21 protein-coding genes, 1 rRNA gene and 1 pseudogene are annotated in these 24344 nt (G+C 60.0%); 12 read left to right on the forward strand and 11 right to left on the reverse strand.

Annotated elements, in window-relative coordinates; genetic code table 11:
* Window positions 1-57: 57 nt before the first annotated feature.
* The 5 genes from BLU76_RS18710 to ggt all read left to right on the forward strand — a co-directional run bounded on the left by BLU76_RS18710 (window position 58) and on the right by ggt (window position 6820).
* Complete coding sequence (locus tag BLU76_RS18710; RefSeq protein ID WP_092149641.1) at window positions 58-2487, forward strand: TonB-dependent siderophore receptor; 2430 nt, start codon at window positions 58-60, stop codon at window positions 2485-2487.
* A gap of 36 nt (window positions 2488-2523) precedes the next feature.
* Window positions 2524-2880: a hypothetical protein gene (locus tag BLU76_RS18715; protein ID WP_256572681.1), complete on the forward strand. Its 357-nt coding sequence runs from the start codon at window positions 2524-2526 to the stop codon at window positions 2878-2880.
* On the forward strand, window positions 2880-4403 hold the full coding sequence (locus BLU76_RS18720; protein ID WP_092223805.1) for a PepSY-associated TM helix domain-containing protein: 1524 nt from the start codon (window positions 2880-2882) through the stop codon (window positions 4401-4403). The genes BLU76_RS18715 and BLU76_RS18720 overlap by 1 nt, the downstream gene beginning before the upstream one ends.
* Window positions 4404-4406: 3 nt before the next feature.
* Window positions 4407-4697 (forward strand): DUF3325 family protein, encoded by a 291-nt coding sequence (locus tag BLU76_RS32335; RefSeq protein ID WP_092223809.1) that lies wholly within the window; start codon window positions 4407-4409, stop codon window positions 4695-4697.
* A 269-nt stretch (window positions 4698-4966) separates the two neighbouring features.
* Window positions 4967-6820 (forward strand): gamma-glutamyltransferase, encoded by a 1854-nt coding sequence (gene ggt, locus BLU76_RS18730; RefSeq protein WP_092223811.1) that lies wholly within the window; start codon window positions 4967-4969, stop codon window positions 6818-6820.
* Here ggt and BLU76_RS18735 read toward each other — a convergent pair.
* The 4 genes and pseudogenes from BLU76_RS18735 to BLU76_RS32345 form a co-directional block, all read right to left on the reverse strand.
* Window positions 6802-7035 (reverse strand): helix-turn-helix domain-containing protein, encoded by a 234-nt coding sequence (locus BLU76_RS18735; RefSeq protein ID WP_063324371.1) that lies wholly within the window; start codon window positions 7033-7035, stop codon window positions 6802-6804. The genes ggt and BLU76_RS18735 overlap by 19 nt on opposite strands.
* Window positions 7036-7042: 7 nt before the next feature.
* Window positions 7043-7597: a DUF2975 domain-containing protein gene (locus BLU76_RS18740; protein ID WP_063324370.1), complete on the reverse strand. Its 555-nt coding sequence runs from the start codon at window positions 7595-7597 to the stop codon at window positions 7043-7045.
* A 95-nt stretch (window positions 7598-7692) separates the two neighbouring features.
* Window positions 7693-8124, reverse strand: coding sequence for a methyl-accepting chemotaxis protein (locus BLU76_RS32340; RefSeq protein WP_370873836.1), 432 nt, complete (start codon window positions 8122-8124; stop codon window positions 7693-7695).
* Between the two features lie 108 nt (window positions 8125-8232).
* Window positions 8233-9054, reverse strand: a pseudogene (locus BLU76_RS32345) (PAS domain-containing protein); the annotation flags it as partial.
* 172 nt (window positions 9055-9226) lie between these two features.
* Between BLU76_RS32345 and BLU76_RS18750 the strand changes: the two are divergent.
* From BLU76_RS18750 to BLU76_RS18760, 3 genes are all read left to right on the forward strand, one after another.
* Complete coding sequence (locus tag BLU76_RS18750; RefSeq protein WP_092149685.1) at window positions 9227-10645, forward strand: short-chain fatty acid transporter; 1419 nt, start codon at window positions 9227-9229, stop codon at window positions 10643-10645.
* Between the two features lie 112 nt (window positions 10646-10757).
* Window positions 10758-11918: a hypothetical protein gene (locus BLU76_RS18755; RefSeq protein WP_092223813.1), complete on the forward strand. Its 1161-nt coding sequence runs from the start codon at window positions 10758-10760 to the stop codon at window positions 11916-11918.
* 179 nt (window positions 11919-12097) lie between these two features.
* Window positions 12098-12625: an SET domain-containing protein gene (locus BLU76_RS18760; protein ID WP_072344566.1), complete on the forward strand. Its 528-nt coding sequence runs from the start codon at window positions 12098-12100 to the stop codon at window positions 12623-12625.
* 10 nt (window positions 12626-12635) lie between these two features.
* On the opposite strand, the gene can is transcribed toward BLU76_RS18760, so the two are convergent.
* Window positions 12636-13280, reverse strand: a complete 645-nt coding sequence (gene can / locus BLU76_RS18765) for a carbonate dehydratase (protein WP_058546018.1) — start codon at window positions 13278-13280, stop codon at window positions 12636-12638.
* Window positions 13281-13412: 132 nt separating this feature from the next.
* Between can and BLU76_RS18770 the strand changes: the two genes are divergently transcribed.
* A complete protein-coding gene (locus BLU76_RS18770) occupies window positions 13413-13817 on the forward strand; it encodes a serine kinase/phosphatase (RefSeq protein WP_092223815.1) in 405 nt (134 codons plus the stop codon).
* Window positions 13818-13926: 109 nt separating this feature from the next.
* On the opposite strand, the gene rimI is transcribed toward BLU76_RS18770, so the two are convergent.
* Together rimI and BLU76_RS18780 are read right to left on the reverse strand one after the other, a co-directional pair.
* A complete protein-coding gene (rimI, locus tag BLU76_RS18775) occupies window positions 13927-14379 on the reverse strand; it encodes a ribosomal protein S18-alanine N-acetyltransferase (RefSeq protein ID WP_047229376.1) in 453 nt (150 codons plus the stop codon).
* On the reverse strand, window positions 14372-15148 hold the full coding sequence (locus BLU76_RS18780; RefSeq protein ID WP_092223817.1) for an energy transducer TonB: 777 nt from the start codon (window positions 15146-15148) through the stop codon (window positions 14372-14374). Before BLU76_RS18780 ends, rimI begins: the two co-directional genes overlap by 8 nt.
* Window positions 15149-15329: 181 nt before the next feature.
* Here BLU76_RS18780 and mksB point away from each other — a divergent pair, with 181 nt between their 5' ends.
* Genes mksB through mksF form a run of 3 tightly spaced genes read left to right on the forward strand, consistent with a single transcriptional unit; the run spans window position 15330 to window position 20138 of the window.
* Window positions 15330-16610, forward strand: a complete 1281-nt coding sequence (mksB, locus tag BLU76_RS18785) for an Mks condensin complex protein MksB (protein WP_063325220.1) — start codon at window positions 15330-15332, stop codon at window positions 16608-16610.
* Window positions 16600-17301, forward strand: coding sequence for an Mks condensin complex protein MksE (mksE, locus tag BLU76_RS18790; protein ID WP_063324364.1), 702 nt, complete (start codon window positions 16600-16602; stop codon window positions 17299-17301). Before mksB ends, mksE begins: the two co-directional genes overlap by 11 nt.
* Complete coding sequence (gene mksF / locus BLU76_RS18795; protein WP_092223819.1) at window positions 17298-20138, forward strand: Mks condensin complex protein MksF; 2841 nt, start codon at window positions 17298-17300, stop codon at window positions 20136-20138. Before mksE ends, mksF begins: the two co-directional genes overlap by 4 nt.
* A 184-nt stretch (window positions 20139-20322) precedes the next feature.
* Here mksF and BLU76_RS18800 read toward each other — a convergent pair whose 3' ends face one another.
* From BLU76_RS18800 to rrf, 4 genes are all read right to left on the reverse strand, one after another.
* A complete protein-coding gene (locus BLU76_RS18800; RefSeq protein ID WP_092149688.1) occupies window positions 20323-22626 on the reverse strand; it encodes a PqiB family protein in 2304 nt (767 codons plus the stop codon).
* Window positions 22619-23242 (reverse strand): paraquat-inducible protein A, encoded by a 624-nt coding sequence (locus BLU76_RS18805; protein ID WP_063324362.1) that lies wholly within the window; start codon window positions 23240-23242, stop codon window positions 22619-22621. Before BLU76_RS18805 ends, BLU76_RS18800 begins: the two co-directional genes overlap by 8 nt.
* Window positions 23229-23888, reverse strand: a complete 660-nt coding sequence (locus tag BLU76_RS18810) for a paraquat-inducible protein A (RefSeq protein WP_092223821.1) — start codon at window positions 23886-23888, stop codon at window positions 23229-23231. Before BLU76_RS18810 ends, BLU76_RS18805 begins: the two co-directional genes overlap by 14 nt.
* 148 nt (window positions 23889-24036) lie before the next feature.
* Window positions 24037-24152, reverse strand: a 5S ribosomal RNA gene (gene rrf, locus BLU76_RS18815).
* Window positions 24153-24344 lie beyond the last annotated feature (192 nt).

Below are 24344 nucleotides of genomic sequence, written 5' to 3' on the forward strand. Positions count from 1 at the left end.
CGTTGGACATAGGCATTAACCGCTAATAAAAGCGCAGCCGCCAACACGGAGTTACCTATGTCCAATCGTTTTAACACTACGCGCAGGCTGACGTCTGTGTGCTTTTCTGTATTGCTGGCTCAAGGATACGCTTCGACCAGCTTTGCGGAGTCGGCTTCGACGCAAAGCCAATCGCTACAAAACTTCGACTTGCCAGCCGACTCCCTGGTGGCAACCCTCGACCGCATAGCCCGCCAAAGCGGTCACGAAATCGTGTATGTGCCGAATCTCGTTGCCGGGCTACGTGCTCCGGCCATCAAGGGAACAATGAATGCCGAGCGAGCGGCACAAATCGCGATTGAAGGCAGCGGATTGTCAGTACGCACGACCTCGGATGGAACCTTGACGCTGGACGCCCTCGGCAGCATGACGCTACCGGCACAGTCGATCGTCGGAATGCAGACCGAAGCACCCACCGTGTCGGTGGGTACCAAAGTCCCGTTGCGTCTTCGAGAGGTGCCGCAGACGATCAACGTGATTGGCCAGGAGCGTATTCAGAAGCAAAATCTCTATACCCTCGAAGATGCTCTGGGCAAGGTCGGTGGTGTAACCGTGCAGCGAATCGACGCCAGCCGTCTAAGTTTTTTCTCCCGGGGTTTCGAAATGACCTCGCTGCAATTGGACGGTACGCCGACCACCATGGACAACAGGGTGTTCCTGTCACCCGACCTGACCATGTATGACCGCGTCGAGGTACTCAAGGGCCCGTCTGGCAGCCTGACCGGTGCAGGCGGCCCCGGCGGTAGCATCAACCTGATACGCAAGCGACCGTTGGCCGAGGCAGCTGCTTCGGCGGAAATCAGCGCCGGCTCCTGGGACGACTATCGGGGCATGGTTGACGTCACCGGCCCGTTGACCGAGAGCGGTAATGTGCGGGGACGCCTGGTGCTCAGCGAGCACGACGAAGGTTACTACTACGACAGTGGCGGCAAGCGAGAGTCGAATCAAGTCTATGGCATTGTCGATATAGACCTGACGCCAGACACAGTCTGGACAATCGGTGCGAGCAATCAGAACACCGACATCCGTGGCGCCCAACGCTCCCTACCGGCCTATCGTTACACTAATTCAGCCGGTGAAGCCGCGATGTCACTGCCGAATGCATCGCGCAAGAACTTTTACGGTGAAGACTGGAACCGCGACTACTTCTGGAGTACCGCAGTTTTCACCGAACTCGAGCATCAGTTGGGCGATGGCTGGAAGACCAGGTTGTCGCTGCGGCACGCCGATAACAATTACGATTTGACACAGGCTTACGCACGTAATGGCGGCGGCATCGACCCTGCGGACAACTTGGTGTCAATGAACTCGATCATGTTCGATTACCGCGAGAAACAGGACGAGGCTGACGTATATGTCGATGGTCCGTTCAACTTCCTCGGGCGTGAACATACAGTGCTGGTGGGCGCCAACTATTCGCGCTCCGAGTTCGCCTCCAACGGCGGCTACTTTTCAAATTTCCTAGGGAACGTTGATCTCGTTAACCCGCAGCCCGACTTTGCCTACCCGGCCTTTCCTGATTCGGACAAGTTGCCGACCAGTGTTGCCAACACCCGCGCAAAAGCGCTTTACAGCAACATGCGCTTGAGCCTTTCCGACCCTCTGACGCTGGTACTCGGCGGGCGCGTGACCTGGCTTGAGATGCACCGCAGTCAGCACCAACCCGAGGCCGGCTCACCGTCGGAAAAAAGCGGCGATAGTGTGTCGCAGAAGTTCACTCCGTTCTACGGGCTGATCTACGACCTCAATGATAACTACTCGGTGTATGCCAACTATTCCGGCGTATTCCAGCCACAGGCTGTCAGCAATCTGGACATCAACAACAACATCATAAAGCCGCTGGAAGGCAAGCAACATGAACTGGGTATCAAGGGCGAATTCCTCGATGGCGCATTGAACGCCTCGTTGGCAGCGTTCCAGATCGAAGAAGAGAATCGCGCAATTCCGGATATGAACGATCCGAATGCACGGGCCGTGGTTGCCAGCGGCAAGGCTCGGACCCGTGGGTTCGAGGCTGAGCTGAGTGGACAGATGACTCCCGACTGGTTCCTCAGCGCGAACTTTACCCATACCTACAAACGCTATGACAGCCCCAACGAGCAGTTGCAGACCTACCTGCCGAAAAACATGTTGCGGGTGTGGAGCCTGTACAAACTGCCCGGCGAGTTGGAGAAGTGGAGTGTCCAGGGTGGCGTCAGCGTTGTCAGCGAGACCTATAATAAGCTGGATGTCCCTGGCATCGGCATGAACGGCACCAAACTCCGCCAGGGTGGATACGCTCTGTACGATGCGGGCATTGGCTACCAGATCACGCAAAACTTCTCCGCTGATCTGCTCGGCACCAACCTGACCGACAAGAAGTACTTTCAGCGGATCAACACTTTCCAGGACGGGAATATCTTCGGTGACCCCCGTGCCGTGTCCATGACACTGCGCGCCAAGTTCTGATTACGATTGCCTGTCACTCACCCGGCATACTTCGGTATGCCGTTTTTTATCGGCTACACGCTCTGCGATCCGGGAGTTGGGGTGAGACAAACAGCGTCAAAACAACCAAGGAAAAACCTAGGCCCACAGCGTACCGCGTGGCTAGTGCTGGTGTTGCTGCTCAGTTACCTATCGTGCTGGGCGCTGAACGGCTTTTTGGCGTTGTGCCTAGTGCATTGGCGTGTGCAGCCCAGTGAAGCGGTGCTAACCAGTTCGATCACCAGTTTCTTGCTCTTTCCATGGCTGGTGTTGTGGTTGTTCAGTGCGCCACATGCAACGCGCAACGGCTTGCTGGTGGTGAGTGCACTGCTGGCGATGTGGGCAAACACCCGCTATCTGGCGGGAGGCGCCTGATGTTCACGAGTGTTCGGCAGGCGTTGCTGTGGATGCATCGATTTGTCGGCATCGGTTTTTCCGGGCTGCTGCTGATCGCATTTTTCATGGGTAGCCTGGCGGTTTATGACCGTGAGCTGGATAGTTGGATGCTGCCGCACATTCGCCTGGCACCAATTGACACGCCCTTGTCACTGGATCACCGGGTGGTCCCCCACATAGCCGGCTTGACGCAGGGCAAACCGCTGATGCAGTGGTACGTGGAGCTGCCCGATGAGCGCCGGCCAGTGGTGCGATTTCAAGCCTGGACCAAGGACCGTCAGGGCTTCAGTCGTTTTCTGGCGCCGGCCGGGGACCGCGCGCTGCCCGAAGCCGGAAGCCTCGGCGGCGACTTTTTCTACCGAATGCATTACACCCTCAATATCAACTTCTGGAACATCGGTGCGCGCCTGCTGGGCCTTGCCGCCATGCTGGGCATAATCGCGTTGATTGCCGGCGTTTGTATCCATGCGCGCCTGTTTCAGGATCTGTTTACATTGCGAGCCGATAAGTCGCCCAGGCGGCTGTTGGACATGCACAACCTGACCGGTGTGTTTACCCTGCCTTTTCAAGTGGTCATCCTGTTGTCGGGAGTGCTGATCCTGTTCCCACTGTATCTCCCTGCCGGCATCCTGGCGGTGTACCTGGACCAGCCCGGTAAGTTCGGTCAAGAGGCGGACGCAGCCTACAGTCGCCCGGCATCGGGCATACCGGGGTCATTGGCCTCGCTGGACCGGATGATGGCGCAAGCCCGATTGCACTGGGGCGATGGCGAGCCGGCGTTTGTCCGGGTCTGGCACCCCGGGGATGCCAATGCCTACGTCGAGATCAGTCGCTCCTTGGCTGACCGCATGAGCCAGGATGGGCAAACCCTGTACTTCGATGGCGCCAGCGCAAGGCTGCTACATGAGTCCCGATTGCCGGCCGCCTCCGCGAGCTTCAAGTTTCTGGCCGGATTGCATGTGGCGCATTTTCAGCAGCAGTGGTTGCGCGCCTTGTATTTTTTTGCCGGTTTGAGTGGTTGCGTGATGCTCGGCAGTGGCCTGTTGTACTGGCTGGAAAAGCGCCGCCTGCAGCACGCTGCCGGGCAATGGGGCGTGGTGTCGATGACACTGCTCAGCAGCGCGCTGATCACTGGAATGCCACTGGCCACCCTGGCCATGCTAGTGGTCAATCGATGGCTGCCGATCGACCTGGTTGACCGGGCCCAGTGGGAAACCACAGCATTTTACTGGGTCTGGGTGCTGGCGGCTGTGCATGCCCTGTTGGTTATCTTGCGCTCGGCGCAATCACGGGCGCCATGGGCCGCGCACCTTTTGCTGATCAGCGCGTTGGCGCTACTGGCTGTGCTCTCCAATGCTTGGAGTACGGGCGATCATCTCTGGCGGGCAATGAACCAGAAGCTATCGGCGGTGGCGGGGGTGGATCTGGCGTTGATGATCATCGCGTTGCTCGCGGGAATCATGGGTAGGCGCTTGCTCCGTCACAAGCGCTCGGCAAGGTGACAAATGGCTTATTGGTTATCGAGCATCGCTGCGGTCTGCTTAATGGTATTGGGGCTCTGCGCATTGGCGCTAAGTCAAATCACTCACTTGCGCAGGGTTACGCTTCAACGACAGTTACTCGGAACACGCGTGTTACGTTGCGGCGCAACGCTGTTGCTCGCATCAAGTCTACTGATGAGCCTGTCAAGCCAAGGGCTTGTCATGGGAGCGGTAATCTGGACTCTGTCTATCGCTCCCTCAGGTATTGGCGTGACGATCATTCTCTGTTGGTACAAGCATGAGAGAAAAAAGTAGTCAAAAGGCGGCAGCTTGTAATGCCTGCATGTATGCCTGAGTAAAATTAAAAGCACTAAACTATTTAGATACAGTGCGTTTAGGAATCTTGTTCAAATGACTGTGTACACCAAGTACTAAAAAAGGGGCTGCTGCGCAGCCCAGCGGGAGCAAGCTCCCTCGCCACGGTGCAGCTGGGCAAGCCGGAAATCAAGGCGACCAGCCTTGTGTTGATTTGCGCCCCACGCCTCGCATCGCTACAGTCGATCTCTATACCCCCAAGTCCACGGATGGAGCGACACGTGCTTACAGATCTGAAACCGAACCTCCATCGCCTGTCAGCCGTTTCGTTGTTGGCTGTCGCTCTAACACTCGCGGCCTGTAAGGCGCCACCCTCCTCCACAGCGACACCGGCATTGCCCGCTCCACCAGAGGTCATCTCCGGCTTCCGTACCGATCTGCAGACCCGCTACGCCGACAAGCACATGGCGGCCGCGGCCAACCCGTTGGCGGCCGAGGCCGGGCGGGAGATGTTGCGACGCGGGGGCTCGGCCATCGACGCGGCCATTGCGATGCAGGCCGTGCTGACCCTGGTGGAACCACAATCCTCCGGCATCGGCGGTGGTGCATTCATTGTGTTGTGGGACGGCAAGGCTGTGAGCACTTATGACGGGCGCGAAACGGCACCGGCTGGCGCCACCGAAAGGCTTTTCCTGCAACCCGACGGCAAACCCATGCCCTTTACGGCGGCGCAGATCGGCGGTCGTTCCGTGGGTACACCGGGGGTGTTGCGCGGGCTGGAATTGGCCCATCGCAAACATGGCCGCCTCAAATGGGCGACGCTGTTCGAGCCGGCCATCACGCTGTCGGAACAGGGCTTCGCGATCTCGCCCAGACTGCACTCGCTGATCGCCGCCGACGCCTCCCTGCCGGGTTCGCCAGACATGGCCGCTTACTTTCTCAATGCCGATGGCAGCCCGAAGGCGGTTGGCACCGTGCTGAAAAATCCAGCATTGGCCGGCGTGCTCAATCGCATCGCCAACGAAGGCCCCGACGCGTTGTACAAAGGCCCGATCGCCGACGAGATCGTCGCCAAGGTACAAGGCCACGCCAACCCCGGCAGCCTTTCGCTGAACGACCTTCAGGGCTACACCGCGCGGGAACGAGCACCGTTGTGCACCGACTACAAGCGCTGGCAAGTCTGCGGCATGCCACCACCGTCTTCGGGCGGGGTTGCCGTGGCGCAGATCCTCGGGACGTTGCAGGCCCTGGAACAGCGCGACAGCCCCGCAGCCCTCGCACCTTTGAAACCCGTCAAGACCGACAAGCCCGCCGGCATTGAACCCACCCCAGACGCGGTGCACCTGATCGCCGAAGCCGAGCGGCTGGCCTATGCCGACCGCGCCCAATACATTGCCGACCCCAATTTTGTCGCCGTGCCGCTCAGCGGCTTGGTCGATGCCGGGTACCTGGCCAGCCGCGCCAGCCTGATCGGCCCTCGTAGCATGGGCGTCGCCAAGCCCGGCACACCACCGGGCATCCAGGTGGCCTACGCCCCGGACCGTTCCCCCCTGCGTATTTCCACCTCGCAAGTGGTGGCCGTGGATGACCAGGGTGGCGCCGTGTCCATGACCACGACCGTGGAATCGGCGTTCGGCTCACACTTGATGGTCCAGGGCTTCATGCTCAACAACCAGATGACCGATTTCTCGTTCATCCCCGAAGAGAATGGGCAAAAAGTCGCCAACCGCGTCGAACCGGGCAAACGCCCACGCTCGTCCATGGCACCGACGCTGATCTTCGATCGTCGGGGGGAATTGGTGGCCGCTGTCGGCTCCCCCGGTGGCTCTCAGATCATCGAATACGTCGCCAAGTCAATGATTGGCCTGTTGGATTGGGACCTCGACCCGCAAACCGCCATCAACCTTCCCAACTTCGGCAGCCGCAACGGCCCTACCGAACTGGAGCGGGGCCAATTCAGCCCGGCGCTGATCCAGGCGCTGAAAGACAAAGGCCATGAGGTGAGCGAAATTGACATGACCAGTGGCACCCAGGCGATTGTCCGGGTGCGCGATGCGCAAGGGAAAACCACACTGGCTGGCGGGGCGGATCCACGGCGTGAGGGTCAAGCGCTGGGGGATTGATCAACCTCGCTCTGGGGCTGATAGACCAGCAGATCGGCGGGCTGACATTGCAGATAACTGCAAATGGCTTCGAGGGTCGCCAGGCGTATACCCTTGACCTTTCCTTGCTTGAGCAAGGAAAGGTTGGCTTCGGTAATGCCTATGGCGGCGGCGAGGTCCTTGGATTTGACCTTGCGTGTCGCCAGCATTACATCGAGTTGAATCACGATAGGCATGGGGTTCTCAAACGAAAGTTCGGTTTTCTGAGTCGACTTCACTGGCTTGGGACAGGATCCGGGCAATGATCGCAATACAGGCCGCAAGAAACAAAGCCACAAAGGAGGGGGCGGTAATACTGAGGGTCAACAATCGTTGGCCAACCGGCGCATGGATTGTCATCAGCAGGCTGAGAAACGGCTCGCACAGGAAATCCAACAACACCCACAGCGCAACCGCGCGCCCGACCTTGCCCAGATAGACAGCCGCTTCGCTGGAAAAATACTGGCCATGGGCATACCGCTTGAACAACTGCCGCAAGTTGGCCAGGCCAGCCGCCAACGCCAACAAAGGAATACTCGACAGCAAAATGCCGCCTAGCGATTGCCAGCCGGTCAAGTGCAGCGCCTCTTCGGACAAACTCGACAGCTGTCGTTCGGTCAGGGCAAATCCCAGGCCGTATCGTGATGCAACATCAGGAAAGAGCCAGGCCGCGGCATTGACGGCCATCATCGCGACGATGAAGAAAAGCGTTATGGCAGCCATGCGCTGGCTGTACAGGGCAAGACGATTCGTACGCATGTTGAGGCTCCAACAGAATAAGAGGAGCCCAGAACATAGCCATGAAATTATCGCAAAACAATAATTAATATGTAAAAAACAATAATAGTCGAAGCTTAAGTAGATAGCTGATTGGCAAACTGGCTCACCGCATCGACCACTTTCTTCGCCCCGTCCTGGATCTCGACGATCACCGTTCCCGCCTCGGCTGCCAAGGCCAGGCCGTGTTCGGCCTGGTGCTGGCCGTCGGTCATCAGGGCCACGGCGTTGCGGGCCATGTCCTGGTTCTGACGGACCACGCCAACGATTTCATCGGTCGCCTGGCTGGTACGCGATGCCAGTTGTCGCACTTCATCGGCCACCACCGCAAAGCCGCGACCTTGCTCGCCGGCCCGGGCCGCTTCGATCGCGGCGTTGAGCGCCAGCAGGTTGGTTTGTTCGGCGATGCCGCTGATGGTCTTGACGATGGTACCAATCACCAGGGATTGCTCATTCAGCGCCTCGATGCCTTCGCCAGCGGTTTGCATGTGCCGGGCCAGGTCGCGCATCACGTCCACGGCCTGGGTTACCACCGTCGTGCCGCGCTGGGCGCTGTTGTCGGTCTGCAACGAGGTGCTGTAGGCGATGTTGGCCGCCTCGGCGACGGCTTTTTCCTGGTTGACCTGGTCGGTGATGTTGGTGGCGAACTTGACCACTTTGTAAAGCCGCTCATTGGCATCGAGCACCGGGTTGTAGGAGGCTTCCAGCCAGACCTCACGACCACTGCTGTCGATACGCTTGAAGCGGCCGGCCACGAATTCACCACTGTTCAGGCGCTTCCAGAACTGCTCGTAGGCCGCGCCGTTGTATTCCTCAGGTTCACAAAACATGCGGTGATGCTTGCCCTTGATTTGCGCAAGGCTGTAACCCATGGCGTTGAGGAAACGATCATTGGCCGTCAGTACGTGACCGCCCAGATCGAATTCAATCACCGCCGTTGAACGCACCAATGCGCCAATGAGGTTTTCATGCTCGCGGGACGCCTCGATGGTGCGGGTCAGGTCATTGGAGTACATCGAAAAAAAGCGGACCCGCCCGTCAGCCCCTCGTACGGGCTGGAGGATCGAACGCAGCCAGGCTTCCTGGCCATTGCCTCGCAGCAGGCGCACGGCGCCGGAGAAGTGCTCGCCACGGGTCAGCGCCGACTTGAAGCGAACCTGGAACTCATTGGTTTTCAAATACCCAGGGACCAGCTCATCCACAGGCCGGCCAATCAAGTCCTGGCTCTTGTAGCGCATCTCGTCGAGAAAATTCTGATTGACCGATTGAATCCGTCCATCGGCGTCCAGGGTGAGGCCAAGCATTTCGCGATCCAGGCTTTCCTTGACTTGCGCAAGGCTGGACAGTTCTTGGCGAAGAGCCAGTAGCTCCTGCTTCAGGCGGTTGTTGAACATGGGCAGCTCCGACAGCAGGAGAATTGAATGCTGTTCCCTTGCCATCGGCCCGGCGTTTTTTTTCTAAAGAGCACCTCGAGCCCGCAGTGAAAATATTCCAGGACACCCTCGAACCCGATAAGCCTCCCATGGTCACTGGATTGTTCTACTGTTGCGCCTGATCCTTGAAGCCTTTGCCGCCATCAATACCCATAACCATAAAAACGAGGTAATTGCCGTGACCACCGACATCGAAGACAGCCGTTCCGCCCGCTTCGCCTTGCGCTGTTCCAGTTTCGCCGAACGCTGGTTTCCCGACTCCTGGGTCTTCGCCGCGCTGGCGGTGCTGGTGGTCGCCGTGGCGACACAATTTATCGGCGCCACGCCCACGGCGGCGGCCATGGCGTTCGGCGACGGCTTCTGGAGCCTGATCCCGTTCACCATGCAAATGGCCTTCGTGGTGATCGGCGGATACGTGGTCGCCAGTTCTCCACCAGCCGTCAAATTGATTGACCGCCTGGCACGACTTCCGACCAACGGTCGCTCCGCCGTGGCATGGGTGGCGCTGATCTCCATGGTCGCGTCGTTGCTCAACTGGGGCCTGTCGTTGGTGTTTGGCGGTTTGCTGGTGCGCGCCCTCGCCCGGCGCACCGACTTGAAAATGGACTATCGCGCCGCCGGGGCCGCTGCTTACCTGGGCCTGGGCGCAGTGTGGGCCCTGGGCTTGTCTTCTTCGGCAGCGCAATTGCAGGCCAACCCGGCCAGCCTCCCGCCTTCGATCCTGTCGATTACTGGCGTCATTCCCTTTACCCAGACCATTTTTCTCTGGCAGTCCGGGGTCATGTTGCTGGCGCTGATCGTGATTTCCCTGATCGTCGCCTACGCCACCGCTCCCGGGCCGAACAGTGCCCGTGACGCCGCCGCTTGTGGTATCGACCCCAGTTTCAGCATGCCGGCGCTGCAGCCCCGTACCCGCCCAGGGGAATGGCTGGAACACAGTCCACTGTTGATCATCGCCCTGGTGCTGCTGGCGGCCGGCTGGCTGTTCCACGAGTTTTCGACCAAGCCTGCGATCAGTGCCATTTCCGGGCTCAACACCTATAACTTCCTGTTCATCATGCTGGGCGCCTTGCTGCACTGGCGGCCGCGCAGCTTTCTCGACGCCGTGGCCCGTGCAGTGCCGACGACCACCGGCGTGTTGATCCAGTTTCCATTGTACGGCTCGATCGCCGCGTTGCTGACCACGGTCAAAGGCAGCGATGCCCAGACCCTGGCCCACCACATCTCGACCTTTTTCGTACAAATTGCCTCCCATGACACCTACGCCCTGTTGATGGGTGTCTATTCGGCGGTACTGGGCTTTTTCATTCCTTCTGGCGGCGGCAAGTGGATCATTGAAGCGCCTTACGTCATGCAGGTGGCCAACGACCTGAACTATCACCTGGGCTGGGCGGTGCAGATCTATAACGCCGCCGAAGCGCTGCCGAACCTTATCAACCCCTTCTACATGCTGCCGTTGCTCGGGGTCTTGGGGCTGAAGGCCAGGGACCTGATCGGTTTTTCCTTCGTCCAGTTGCTGGTGCATACGCCGTTGGTGCTGGTGCTGCTATGGGCGCTGGGGACGACATTGAGTTATTTGCCGCCAGTGATGCCATAAAGCCATAAAAAAGGGCCGATATTTCCATCGGCCCACTTCTCCTTCGGCCCGGTCTGTTTCAGTATGGATGCGCCCTGTTTTGAGGGGCCCACACGCTGAAAAGGATCTGAGCATGTCCAAACTCGCCGTACTTTCTTTTGCCGCCCTGGCCTTCAGTGCCGCCGCCCACGCTACCGACATTGACGTACAACTGGGCAGCACCGAACGCGTCACTCGACTCTTCGCCTACCCCAACAACTGCAACGTCATCTGCTTTCGCGACTGGACCCTGGAGCAGACCGTCGAGCACTACCTGACCCAAAGCGTGCAGCGCGACGGCTACGGCACGGCCAAGGTCCACGTCAAAATCGATAATGACAAGGTCTATGCCAGCATCAGTGGCGTACCGAAGAGCTACGGCCAACCGCTCAAGGCCCTGCTTGACGCCGGGGACCTGGCGTACAACAGCGCATCCAAACTCAACAGCGACAAGAAATGGTCCTATAACTGGTACCTGTTCCTGCCGCTGGGCATGGCCCTGGAAAACCGCAAGAGTGTCGAGTTGCTGCACTTCCCGCCGGATTACTCCCTGACCCAGGCCCAGGACTACCTGGAGTCGGCGACCACCGATCGTTGGGCCACACTGCTGACCGTCAACGGCATTGCGGTTGAACAGACGCCGGCCTACCAGACCATCATCGACATTGCGCCCATCGCAGCGCCGTCCAATGCTGGCAGCACATTGGAGGGGCTCTATAGCTACTTCAACGATTACCAAACCACCATGGTCACACAGGTCACCCAAACCGCCAGCGGCGCCGCATTGCCGATGGTCGCCTTCGGAGCGCCCGTTCGGAACTGGATCAAGGCTCAGTACGGCCAGACCGTGAATGTGCTCAGCTTGGCGACCATCACAACCGGTAGCGGGGTCAAGGTTCCGGTCCTGGGCTCCAACCATCCGAGCTACATCTGGTACGCCGCCGACAAGGACAACTACGATGGAGACGAAGCCAAGGCTGATGCCGCCGGCCTGAAAGTCATGGGCCAGGACCTGAGTGCTGCATGCTGGCAGGCCGGCATGGGCAGCAAGCCGGGCACCGACCCGAACACCCTGCTGAACCAGTGCACGCAGACCTGGCAGGTCACGCAGAAGGAGAAAACCTGCGAGTTGTTCTACACCTCGGTTCGGAAACTGAGCGAGGAAGACGCAGCGAAAAAATGCGAAACACCTGCGATCAAGTCGCAACTTCCGCAACTGAAGGTACCCATGCCGCTGCCAGCCGAGGCGGTCTAAACCTTGAGGCGTTTTCCCGCGTAGGCTGGCGCTGACGCGGGAAAGCGCCTTTGGCACCTGTCAGAGTCGACAGTAGATGACGCCCCCGACTTGGGCGAAGCTATCAAGGTTTTTTCAACGACCGCCGGCAGGATCGCCAGCGCCAGCAAGTCGAGTGTTTAGCACCGACAAGGACTGTCATGACCACGTTCATCACAGATAGCGCCTGTTCACAGCACCGGGATTGCATCTACCCGGAAAAACAACTCAGCACCCGCTTGGGCTACCCCTCGGTGCACGACTTCGAAGTGCATCACACGACCGACGGCCGCGGCAACGGCATCATCGCCCGTAAACCATTCGCTCCCATGACAAGGATGTGCAGGGTTTCGGGGCTGTTGGTGAGCCGACGGCGCCTGCACACGTTGCAGATCCTGCCGGACGTGCACATGTATGACCCACGCTTCGCCGGATTGCTGCTGCATTCCTGCAACCCGAATGTGTTCCTCGACATGAGCGAACTGTGGTTGTGGTCACTGGCCCGTATCGATGAAGGCGACTGCCTGACGATGGACTACGCCAGTACCGAACAGAAACTGTATCGACAGTTCGCCTGCCGGTGCGGTTCGTACAACTGTCATGGCTGGATTACCGGCTATGACGAACCGCCCAATGAACAGGGAATGAAGTTTCTACGGCACTGGCGCCGTCAATGTCACCGCGACTGACGAACCGGACTCAGGGCGCGCCGACCGGCCGCAGCCGATACTGCGGCGGCAGCTGTTCGAAACCGCTGATCGTGGTGTCCAGGCTCTTCCAGCGTCCGTCCTTGATGCCGTAGATGCAGCCATGGATCGACAGTTTCTGCCCGCGGTGCCAGGCGTTCTGCACGATGCTGGTATGGCCGACGTTGGCCACCTGCTGGATCACGTTCAGCTCGCACAAGCGGTCGACACGTTCCTCCTCGGTCGGCAATTGGCCCAAGGCCTCGCGATGCTCGTAGTACAGGTCGCGAATCGAACGCAGCCAGCCGTCGATCAGGCCCAGTTGCCGGTCCTGCATCGAGGCACGCACACCGCCACAGCCATAATGGCCGGTGACCAGGATGTGTTTGACCTTGAGCACGTCCACCGCGTACTGGATCACCGACAGGCAGTTGAGGTCCGTGTGCAACACTACGTTGGCCACATTGCGGTGTACGAACAGATCGCCCGGCAGCATGCCAACGATCTCGTTGGCCGGCACCCGCGCATCGGAACAGCCAATCCACAGGTACTCCGGGGTTTGCTGACGAGCCAGCTTGGAGAAGAAGTCAGGATCTTCCTGCTTGATCGCATCGGCCCAACGCGCGTTGTTATCAATCAGATCTTGTAATTCGTTCATGCTGTCTAGCCTCGATTGAGAGTGCGCAACTATGACAAACGACCGTCGGTCAAGGTCACGTCGGCGATGCATTGGAATTCCTGGATGCGCTGCCGGTCGACACCAGTAAGGCCCACAGTATGAGGAATTGCCATGAATGATTCACGACGCCCTTTCGATGCGGTGCAACCGGAACCCATCGACGACAATGAAGATCGCATGGGCTCGATGCATGAACTGGAATTCGACGAAGAAGAACCCAGCGCGAAAATCGGCGATGAACTGCCGGACAACGAGCGCGAACAACTGATGCCGCGTGAGCGCGTTCGTGAAGCCGGCCTGACGGGGGCTTCGACGGACGATCACCAACCGACCGACGACGACATGAGCCCGGAAACGCTCATTCGCGAAGACGGCGCCCGGGACGCCCACGAGACCGGAGACGACGAACAGGCGGACTGGGACCTGAGCGTGGTGGGTGAAAATGATATTGGCGGGGGCGACGGGCTGGACGAGGCGGAAATGGCCGATATCGATCCTCTGGATGGCAAGCGTTGACCCGACCCTGTGGAAGCTTGCTCGCGATAGCGGTAGATCAGTTTGCATCGATGTCGAATGTACCGCCGTCTTCGCGAGCAAGCTCGCTCCCACATGGGGTCGCGGTGCTTCAGTCCACCAACGTGCAGGCCATGACCACCGCATCCTCACGCCCGCCCACCGCCGGGTAGTAATCCCGGCGCCGGCCCACTTCATTGAAGCCATAGCGCTCATACAGCCGGAACGCCGTGCGGTTGCTGTCTCGCACTTCCAGGAAGCACTCTCGGGCCTCGGCCTTGTAGGCAATCGACATCAAGTGCTCCAACAGGCGCAAACCCAGGCCACGGCCCTGGTTTTCCGGTTTGACGGTGATATTGAGCAGGTGCGCCTCATCCAGGATGATCTGCACCACGCCATGGCCCACTTGCTGCTGGCCTTCGAACATCAGCCAGATCTGGTATTTGCCCAGCCCGTCGAGAAAGATCCCGCGGGTCCACGGGTGGCTGTAGGCGGCGTATTCGATTTTCAGCACAGCGTCGAGGTCCGCCTCGGTCATCGGGCGGAACGATACAGCGTCACTCATTCGATTCTTTCCAGCGCGCCATCAGCCGGCGCATGGCTTGCCAGACATCAGCCTTGCGCTGTGGCGTTTCCATTAACAGTTCCAACCCGGGCAACGCCCAGGCCGAGCCCAGGCCTTCGACCTGCAGTTCGCGATTGAACGCTTCGGCATCCGCCTCGCCGGCAAACTTCACCGCCGGTAGGCCGATCAGCCACAGGCACACGCAGGGCTCGTCTTCTAGCCGCGCTGAAACGAAGCCCTGGACGAAATCCCGCGCCGCTTCGGGCCCCTGGTCCATGGTGCCGCGCGACAACAGCGGCCAGCGCACCGGCTCGCCAATGATCTGCGGGCTATCCGGCAGACCGGCGGCGCGCAGCATGTCCTTGAGCAGCAAGTAGGCTGGATCGCGGCTTTGGAACGGCTCGCCCGTGGGCAACTCCACCAACAGCAGGCAACGTCCCGCCCGCAACAACTGAAGGGCGAAACGCGGCGGTGCGACATAGGGCGCCTTGACCGGGGCCGGCTTTTCATCGGCCTCCTCCACCGGCTTGGCGTTGGTACGGGTCGAGGCCAGGCTCGGGCGTGGCACCTCGACTTTCGGCCGCTCGGCCACCGGTTCGGCCACGGTCTTGGCCACGGGCGCCGTCACGACCGGCACGCTCTCTACCGGTTCGGGCGCTTCCAACAGCTCGGGCCGCGACGGGGCGGCGAACGGCAATTCGGTACGCGGCAGCCAGTTGACCACCTGCATGGCGGTCAGATAGGCGCGGCGGCGGGACTCGATAAGCAAGGGTCGGCCACTTGTGGATAACTGAAAGTGGGAGGGATTCTACCGCCCTTCGAGGCGGATCGCTTCCCTGTTGAGCCAATAGTTGATCGATAGCGAACGACAGTCCGTCCAAGGGGTGAATCGCAACCGGCCCGATGCAGTACAATCGCCGCTTTTAATTGCCAACCCGACGGCCATTGCGATGATCGAACCCAAGCGCGTCTTGCGCGCCCTCGCTGAACACTGGGCATTGCTGGAACCTTTGTGCGAGCACTTCGACCAGGGCACCCTGAGCCTCAACGAATTGCGTTCACAGCTGGCCGCCCAACAACTGGACAGCACGCCCCAGGACATCACCAGCCTGCTGGATGTGTGGATCCGCCTGGACATTCTCGTACCGGTGGCGAAAAGCCCGAACCGCTTCGAGCTCAACGCCCAGATCCATGATTTTCTCGCCTACCTGCGCCGCGAACACCGCCTGGGCCTGTGCCTGGAGATCGAAGCCTACCTGCGCCACCTCGAGCGCCTGGCCGGCTATATCCAGGACGCCTTCGACATTCGCGACGGCAACGACCTGGCCCGCCAACTGCGCCTGCTGGACATGCGCGTGCGCGACGTGCTCAAGAAACTCGCCAACGACGAACAGGCCCTGGTGGCCGTGGCCGAGCGGGCCAAGACCAGCGACCGGCAGATCCCGCTGCGCCAGCGTTATGCCGAAGTGCTGGCGACCTGGGACGAATACGTCGAACCGATGATCCAACTGGTGAACGCCGACGGCGCCTTCGAGCAAGGCGTGCGCAAGGTCGAGAACGTGCTGTTGCGCATGCTCACCGAACAGCAACGCCTCGGCCACCTGGTGGACGACGACATGCTGCTGCGCACCCACGCGCGCATTCTTGAAATGCAGACCAGCGCCCAGTTGACCCTACGCCATGCCCGTGAACTGCTCCTGCCACTGCGCGAAGAGGCCCGCCGCCATAACGCGGTGACCCGTGGCGCCGCGTTGGCCCTGGCCGCCATTCGTCGCAAAGGCATCGACGCCGTGCCGCAGGCCGCCATGCCGCTGTTTACCCGGCCGCAAAGCACCTTCCTGGGCAGCGCCAGCCAGGTCGAAGCCTACGTCTATGCCCTGGCCCGTTTCGAACCGAAACCGGCGCGTTTCCCCAAGTCCCACAAGACCCACAAGGGCGGCGAGGCGCCGCGCGCACCACGCACCGTGCGCGAGATGGTCGAGCGTTGCGAAGACGCCCTGCCGATGCCGGACCTGATGACCTGGCTGCTGGAACAGGAACCGGACGGCGCCACCGACGAATTGCTGTACTGGTTCTCGCGCCTGTCGCGGGAAAAACGCTTCAAGCGCGAGCGTCTGGAACGCCGCGACTATCACACTCACGAGCATCAGGTCAGCCTGCGCTCCTTCGCCCTGCTCTCGGCCGGCGACACCGCCGCCGAGGATTCTGCGAGCATCCCCCATGCATCTTGATCTATCCGAACTGTCCCAGCTGGCGCCGATCTTTCGCGAGCTGTTCAAGGGTTACCACGTCAGCCGCCGCGACCCGGAGCTGTACGCGCAACTGTCGAACTTCCAGGACCAGTACCGCACGCTGTTCAAGGCCTTGGGCTTCGAACTGGTGTGCGACACCCGTGGCTTCTATTACTTCGTGCCGGACCTGGCCGCCGCGGCGGTGAACAAGACCGCCCAGCGCCTGGCCCTGTTCACCTTTATCCTGGTCGAGCACCTGGCCGACCAGGGCCGCGACCCGATTGCCGTGCTCGACGGCGGCAGCCTGGGCCGCGATGAGCTGCCTTCGCTGCTGGAAAAGTACCGCGACCTGTTCATCCAGGCCGAAGTCCAGACCCAGGAAGAACTGGAAGAGAAAATCATGCGGCGCATGACCCAACTGGGTTTCGCCAGCGAAGACAACGGCGTGTACCGCTTCCTGCCGCCGATGCATCGTTTCCTCGACGTGTGCCTGTCGGTCCAGCAGGACCGCGACCTGGCCGCCAGCCTGCACAGTGTGCTGCCGCTGCCCGCGCCGGTGCTGATCGACGAAGACAGCGACGAGAAACTGCTACAGACCGATGATCCGCTGGACCTCAGCGAATTCGAAGGTGAAAGCGAAGAAGACGCACTGGCCCGTGCCATTGCCGAAGAACAGGAGACCGACGCATGAGCAAGGAACGCTACGGCATCCGCCGCTTTGCCCTTTTGAACACCGCCGGCTACAGCCTCGGTTTGTTCCCGCTGGAAGAACCGCTGTCGGTCTATGGCGCGAACAACCTCGGTAAATCCGCCTCGATCAACGCGTTGCAGTTCCCGATCCTGGCGCGCATGTCGGACATGAGCTTCGGCAAGTACAGCCTGGAACAGTCCCGGCGTTTCTACTTTGCCTCGGACACCAGCTACATCCTGGTGGAAGTCGCCCTGCCCCACGGCCCGCACGTGATTGGCGTGGTCGGTCGCGGCCCTGGCGGCGGTTTCGGTCATCAGTTCTTTGCCTATGCCGGCAAGCTGGACTTGGCCCACTATCAGAAAAATGACACCTGTCTGCGTCAGAAAGAGTTATTCACCAACCTGGAGCGCGAAGGCCTCAAAGCCTACGAACTCAAGCCGGATGAGCTGCGGCGGCTGTTGGTAGGCGGTCATACGTCCATTCCGCTGGACCTGACGCTGATCCCGCTGCGCTCCACCAGCGAGCAAAGCCTCAAGACCTTCCGCGCGCTGTTCATCAACCTGCTGCACATGCGCGAAATCACTGCGGCCAAGCTCAAGCAACTGTTCCTCGACGCGTTCGAGCACAGCCTGCGCTCCGGAAGCGTGGACTACATCGCCGCGTGCGAAGAAGCCTTCCGCGACGTACGACGCATGGAGCAGGACTACAACTCCCTGGTCGCCGCCGGCCCGTTGGTGGAAGCCCTGGCCAATGGCGTGAAGCAGCGCGACATTCTGCGCGGCAAACTGCATCGCCTATCGCCATTGCTCGACTCGTTGCTCGGCACCTGGTCGGACTACGCCAGTGCGCGCAAGGAAGAGCTGACCATCCAGGCCGAACACTACCGCAACGAACAGGATTCGCTGCAGAACGACCAGCGCGGCAGCACTCAGGAACTGATGCGCCTGGAACGGGAAATCAGCGGCATCCAGCGCTGGCTCGGCGAGTTGTCGGTGCTCAAGCATCGGTTTGCCCTGGTGGATGACGTCAAGGTCCTGGAGCAGCAACTGCTCGCCGCCAAGGACGCCCACGACGAACTGGCCGGCGCCCTGGCCCAGTCCCGGCAATTCAGCGCCGAAGACTTGGAAGAGCGTCTGCGGGATCTGGAAAAACGCCTGAAGTCGGTCAAGCAGCAACTCGATCACGCCGACAACAACAGCTACGCCCGCCTGCGGGAAGAGTTCTCGCAGCAGGACGTCGAACGCCTGATGCGCCTGTTCAACAGCGCCCTGTTCAGCCTGCCATTGGGCGAACACGGCATCGCGCTGGACGAGAATGGCGAGTGGGTCAAATCCATGGAGCTGATCCTCGACGGCTTCAAGGGTGAACGCTTCGAAGTGCCAGGCCTGTCCATCGACCTGTCCCACATCGAGCCACCTGCCCTGCAAGCCCTGGCCGACCGTGCAGCCTTGCGCGACCAGAAAGAACGCCTGGAAAAAGAACTCAAGCAGCTCAAGACCCAGCAAGCCGTGGCCGCCGACCGCGCCGCGAGCAAGACCCAGACCGAAGCGCTGTACCAGCAGGTCCTGGATGCGCAAAAAGCCCTGGAAGACTTCCGCCGTACCCAGACCTTGAGCGCCGAGGAAAGCGAGAAGCTCGAACAGCTGGCGCAAATGGAAGCCGCCCAGGACGAACTCAAGCGCTCCAGCGATGCCTTCACCGAGCGCGTCCAGCAGTTGTCCGCCAAGTTGCAGTTGGTGGGCCGGCAGATCGCCGACATGGAAGCCAAGCAACGCACCCTCGACGACGCCCTGCGCCGCCGCCAACTGCTGCCGGCGGACCTGCCGTTCGGCACGCCGTTCATGGACCCGGTCGACGATTCCATGGACAACCTGCTGCCGCTGCTCAATGACTACCAGGACAGCTGGCAAGGGCTGCTGCGGGTCGACGGCCAGATCGAAGCGCTCTATGCCCAGGTGCGCCTCAAGGGCGTGGCCAAGTTCGACAGCGAAGACGACATGGAGCGACGCCTGCAACTGCTGATCAACGCCTATGCCCACCGCACCGACGAAGCCCTGACCCTGGGCAAGGCGCGCCGTGCGGCGGTGACCGACATCGCCCGGACCCTGCGCAACATCCGCAGCGACTACGACAGCCTCGAGCACCAACTGGCGTTGTTCAACCGCGAAATCAACAAGCGCCAGGTGTCCAACCTGCAGAGCTTCCGCATCGTCCTGGCGCCGAACAAGGAAGCGCTCAAGCACATCGACCAGATCATCCACAGTGCCGGCCAGTACGAGGAAGGCGAGACGCTGTCGGTGTTCGACCTCAGCCAGAGCGCCGAGCAGGACAACAAGAACGAAGAAGCCAAGGAGTACCTGGCGCGGCTGGTGGCGGCGAACCACAACCAGCTCGGCCTCAAGGACCTGTTCGAACTCGCGTTCGAGATCACCAAGGTCAATGGTCAGCCCGTGATCCACACCGACATCGACGGCGCGGCGTCCAACGGCACTACCATGACCATCAAGGCGCTGACCAACATGTACTTGTTGCTGCACCTGATGGACCGCGAACAGGCCGGCCGCGTGCGCCTGCCGTACTACCTCGACGAAGCGGCGGACATCGACGAGAAGAACCAGGCGGCACTGCTGGAAACCAGTCTGCAACTGGGCTTCGTGCCGATCCTCGCCAGTGTGAAGCCGCAAGTCTGCGCCAGTGTCGCCATCGACTTGGAAGGCGGCAGCGGGCCGAACGGCATCTACATAGACGAAGCGGATTGGAAATACATCCGTCGTCACGATGCGGTGAAGGCCACGGTGAATGTCCAGGCCGACGAGCCGGAGCTGGATCCGGTGTGAGGTGAGTAGCCGGGCATGAAAAAGGCCGCGATCTAATGGATCGCGGCCTTTTTCATGGTTAATGCATAATCTGTGGCGAGGGAGCTTGCTCCCGCTCGGCTGCGCAGCAGCCGCTGGCTTTAGGACCGCTACGCGGTCCAGCGGGAGCAAGCTCCCTCGCCACGGGTATTGCCGACCATTATGCTTACTTGCCGAGACTGATCTTTGGCGCCCAGGTCAGCCATTCATCTTCAAACTTATCGAACAACGGGAAAGTCTGCTCCGGTCGAGCCGGATTGCCCATTCGTTCGCCATCCGGCGTTGCGAACGCAATGCCACCCTGGATAAGCGTTTCAAGGGACTCGGTTCGCACCGTCGCGCCCTTGAACAGCCCGAAGTCCAGACCGAAGCCACTGCTATTCCAGAAACGCGTGCCGCTGCGCACCAGCGGCGCGTACTTGGGCTCGATCAGGATATGGATCAACACCCGGTCCGCGGTCTGGCCCAGTTCATAACCCGTGACCTTGCCCACCGTAATCTCGCGGTAGGTCACCGGTACGCCGATCTTCAACGAACCTCGGCGGGCCGCGCTCAGCACCAGGCTCAATCCCGCTTCGGGCACAGCGCTTTGCGGTGGGTTGGCCAGGGCCACGAAGTTTTTCTGCGGCCCGAGGTTTTTCGCCGAAGGCTGCACTTCAATGTATTGGCCGGTGACCAGCGTTTCCAGGTTGGAGGTCTTCATCAACCCCAACTCCGGCTTGACCACCCAGAACTGGGACCCGACCCGGGCGATGCGCTCGGGCACTTCGGTGATACGCGCCGTGAGCAGCACCGATTGCATATCGGCACTGAGATCAACATCCTCGACCTTGCCCACATCCAATCCTTTGAATCGGATCGGTGTACCACTGCGCAAACCATCGGCGCGATCGACCTTGATCGTGACCTCAGTGCCTCGCTGTTGTGCGGCTTCGTGATCGGCGAACAGGCGGAAACGCGGAATACGTCTTTTCAGCGGCACATTCGGTTCCGGCGTTTCAAAGGCAATCCCGCCGGCCATCAGGCTTTGCAGGGACTCGCTCTTGACCTGGATCCCGCCGGTCAAACCGCCCGTGAGGGTGATCCCACTGGCGTTCCAGAACCGGGTCGAGCCGTTGACCAGCCCTTCGTACTCCTTCTCGATGTGCACACCGATGATCAGTTGTTTCTTCTTGCGGGAGAACTGATAGCTCTGCACCGACCCGACCTTGACCTGCTTGTAGAGGATCGGACTGCCGACCTCCAGCGATCCGAGGTTTTCGGTCAGCAGGACCAAATGCAGCCCCGGGGAACGCAAGTCCAGCGGTGGAGCTTTTGCCCGAGCTTCGAACTCGCGTTGCGGCGCGCCGCCCTTGTCACCCGGACGCACGGCAATGTAATTGCCCTTGACCAAGGCTTCCAGGCCGGTGATACCCGCCAGGGAGATGGATGGCTTGACGACCCAGAACTGCGTGCCGGTTACCAGGTAATCTTCGGCCAAGGGGTCCAGGGTCAATTCAGCCGTGGCGCTGGCCAGGTCCGAATCGACCTTGAGGTTCTTCAGGCTGCCGACCTGGATACCTTTGTACATGACCGGCGTACGACCGGCCTGCAACCCTTCGAAATCGCTGAGTTTGACTTTCACTCGAATGCCCGCCGCAGCGGCGTCAAAGTCTTCGTAAAGACGGAACGGCAGGCTTGGGTCCGTCGGCGGGCTGTCCTTGCGGCTTTCCGGCGTGGCGAAGGCAATCCCTCCGGCCACGATGCTGGCCAGGGACTCGCTGCGCACTTTGACGCCCGAGAGGTTGGCATCGATGCTGATGCCACTGGCGTTCCAGAAACGCGTGTGTTTGCGCACCAGGCTGGCATAGGTCGGCTCGATGAAGATTTTGATCTCGACCTTGCTCTGATCCTCGGACAGCAGGTAACTCTTCACCTGACCGACCTGAATCTGTTTGTAGAACACCGGGCTGCCACGGTTCAGCGAACCCAGCCGATCAGCCTTGAGGGTCAGGTGTAAACCCGGCTTGGCGTCCGACAGCGGCGGCTCTTCGGCCAGGGCCTTGAACTTACGGGTCGACTCCCCTTCACCTGGGCTGATAGCCACATAGTTACCCGATACCAGGGTTTCCAGACCCGTGATCCCGGCCAGGCTCACGCTCGGCTTGACCAGCCAGAAACGTGTTCCGGTCTTGAGGTATTGCTCGACGTCCTTGTTCATCTCGATGGTCGCGACCACTCCCTTGGAGTTGCCTTCATCATCGAGGGTAAGGGCCGTCACTTTGCCGACCGTCATCCCTTTGTAAACGACTTCGGTTTTGTTGACCTGAATGCCCTCTCCGCTCTCAAAGCGCACGTTGATCTCGATTCCGGTTTCGTTATAAGCCCGCCAGCCAAGCCAGCCGCCGATGATCAAGGCAATCAACGGCAGGACCCAGATGGCCGACCAGTTCGAAGCCGGTCGAGTTTTAGCGGTAGGCAAATCAGTCATGGTCGTCATCCGACTCCGTGTTATCCCAAATCAGTCGGGGATCGAAGGTTACTGCGGCAATCATTGTCAAAATCACTACGCTGGCGAAAGCGATCGCGCCGAGACCGGCTTCAACACTGGCGAGCCGTCCGAAATTCACCACGGCCACCAAAATGGCGATCACGAAAATATCCAGCATCGACCAGCGGCCAATGAACTCGATGAAACGGTACATAAGGATGCGTTGCTGCGCCGACATAGGCTGATGCCGCTGCACGGAAAACAACAACAAGGCGATGCCCACCAGTTTGAAAGTGGGTACAACGATGCTGGCGATGAACACCACGGCGGCAATAGGAATCATGCCGTGTTGAACCAGCTCGATGACGCCAGCCATGATGGTGCTCGGGGCGCCCTGGCCCAGCGAGTTGATAGTCATGATCGGCAACATGTTGGCCGGAATATAAAGAATCGCGGCCGTGATCAACAACGCCCAGGTCCGCATCAAGCTGTTCGGGCGACGGGGGTGAACCAGCGCGCCGCAGCGAGTACAGGTTTGGTTGTCGACCTCAGCATCCTGCCGATTCAACTCGTGGCACTCCGTACAGATCAGAATCCCTGCATCAATCGCCCGCATGGGCATCTTCTCCTGATAACGCCTGCCAGATCTGATGGGGTGACATCACCACCTCCAGCCAGACCTGGACCAGCAACAAACTGATGAAGCACACCAGGCCAAGGCCTACAGTGATGGCCGCCATGTCTGCCAACTTGACGATGGCCACCAACACGCCCATGAGGTAGACCTCAAGCATCCCCCAGTCTCGTAGATGGTGATAAATGCGATACAGCAACAAACCGTAACTACGGCCAAAGTCCAAGCGAATGGACAACAGCACCACCAACTGACAGAGCAACTTGAGCAGCGGAATGCCCATGCTGCACAGGAACACCACTGCCGCGATGCCTTGCATGCCGGTATCAAACAGACCGACCACCCCACTCCAAACGGTGTCCTGGGAGGACTGCCCAAGCAGATTGAGCTCCATGATGGGTAAGAAGTTGGCCGGCACATATAACAGCAGGGCGGCGATCACCAACGCAAGACTGCGTTCGACTACATTGTGCCGGTGAGCATAAAGCTCATAACCGCAGCGGGGGCACTCGGCTTTTTCGCCATGGGCCAGTTGGGGCTTGCGCATCAACAAGTCGCACTCATGACACGCAACCAAATCGCCCAGAGGAAGATCTGGCAACCTATCAGTGTCTGACGGATCGGGCATAAACAGCTCAGGCTCAGCTAAGGTGGGACTATTCTAGTGCTCCAGCTCGAAAATAACTGTGCAAATTTATTACGAGCGTTCGCAGACTTTTATGATGGGCAAAACAAAACCCCTACCTGCATCAGCAGATAGGGGTTTCGGAATTTAATCTTGACGATGACCTACTCTCACATGGGGAAACCCCACACTACCATCGGCGATGCATCGTTTCACTTCTGAGTTCGGGATGGGATCAGGTGGTTCCAATGCTCTATGGTCGTCAAGAAATTCGGTAGCCAGCGCGTGCCTTGCGGTCACGTTCCAGCGAATGGGTATGCGATAGTTTGTGTGTTGCTGTCGAGTCTCTCGAACTTTCGGTTCGTTTCGTCTTCACACACCGCAATCTGGTCTCTTTCGCCTTCGGCTTGGAGCATACAAATTGCTTGGGTGTTATATGGTCAAGCCTCACGGGCAATT

Source organism: Pseudomonas sp. NFACC08-1 (assembly GCF_900106735.1).
GTDB classification, from domain to species: Bacteria; Pseudomonadota; Gammaproteobacteria; order Pseudomonadales; family Pseudomonadaceae; genus Aquipseudomonas; species Aquipseudomonas fluorescens_Q.

What these genes read in the sequence shown, in the direction of transcription:
- BLU76_RS18710 (WP_092149641.1), top strand. Translation starts at nt 58, where the DNA reads ATGTCCAATCGTTTTAACACTACGCGCAGGCTGACGTCTGTGTGCTTT.
- BLU76_RS18715 (WP_256572681.1), top strand. Translation starts at nt 2,524, where the DNA reads ATGCCGTTTTTTATCGGCTACACGCTCTGCGATCCGGGAGTTGGGGTG.
- BLU76_RS18720 (WP_092223805.1), top strand. Translation starts at nt 2,880, where the DNA reads ATGTTCACGAGTGTTCGGCAGGCGTTGCTGTGGATGCATCGATTTGTC.
- BLU76_RS32335 (WP_092223809.1), top strand. Translation starts at nt 4,407, where the DNA reads ATGGCTTATTGGTTATCGAGCATCGCTGCGGTCTGCTTAATGGTATTG.
- ggt (WP_092223811.1), top strand. Translation starts at nt 4,967, where the DNA reads ATGGAGCGACACGTGCTTACAGATCTGAAACCGAACCTCCATCGCCTG.
- BLU76_RS18735 (WP_063324371.1), bottom strand. Translation starts at nt 7,035, where the DNA reads ATGCCTATCGTGATTCAACTCGATGTAATGCTGGCGACACGCAAGGTC.
- BLU76_RS18740 (WP_063324370.1), bottom strand. Translation starts at nt 7,597, where the DNA reads ATGCGTACGAATCGTCTTGCCCTGTACAGCCAGCGCATGGCTGCCATA.
- BLU76_RS32340 (WP_370873836.1), bottom strand. Translation starts at nt 8,124, where the DNA reads ATGCGCGACCTGGCCCGGCACATGCAAACCGCTGGCGAAGGCATCGAG.
- BLU76_RS18755 (WP_092223813.1), top strand. Translation starts at nt 10,758, where the DNA reads ATGTCCAAACTCGCCGTACTTTCTTTTGCCGCCCTGGCCTTCAGTGCC.
- BLU76_RS18760 (WP_072344566.1), top strand. Translation starts at nt 12,098, where the DNA reads ATGACCACGTTCATCACAGATAGCGCCTGTTCACAGCACCGGGATTGC.
- can (WP_058546018.1), bottom strand. Translation starts at nt 13,280, where the DNA reads ATGAACGAATTACAAGATCTGATTGATAACAACGCGCGTTGGGCCGAT.
- BLU76_RS18770 (WP_092223815.1), top strand. Translation starts at nt 13,413, where the DNA reads ATGAATGATTCACGACGCCCTTTCGATGCGGTGCAACCGGAACCCATC.
- rimI (WP_047229376.1), bottom strand. Translation starts at nt 14,379, where the DNA reads ATGAGTGACGCTGTATCGTTCCGCCCGATGACCGAGGCGGACCTCGAC.
- mksB (WP_063325220.1), top strand. Translation starts at nt 15,330, where the DNA reads ATGATCGAACCCAAGCGCGTCTTGCGCGCCCTCGCTGAACACTGGGCA.
- mksE (WP_063324364.1), top strand. Translation starts at nt 16,600, where the DNA reads ATGCATCTTGATCTATCCGAACTGTCCCAGCTGGCGCCGATCTTTCGC.
- mksF (WP_092223819.1), top strand. Translation starts at nt 17,298, where the DNA reads ATGAGCAAGGAACGCTACGGCATCCGCCGCTTTGCCCTTTTGAACACC.
- BLU76_RS18800 (WP_092149688.1), bottom strand. Translation starts at nt 22,626, where the DNA reads ATGACTGATTTGCCTACCGCTAAAACTCGACCGGCTTCGAACTGGTCG.
- BLU76_RS18805 (WP_063324362.1), bottom strand. Translation starts at nt 23,242, where the DNA reads ATGCGGGCGATTGATGCAGGGATTCTGATCTGTACGGAGTGCCACGAG.
- BLU76_RS18810 (WP_092223821.1), bottom strand. Translation starts at nt 23,888, where the DNA reads ATGCCCGATCCGTCAGACACTGATAGGTTGCCAGATCTTCCTCTGGGC.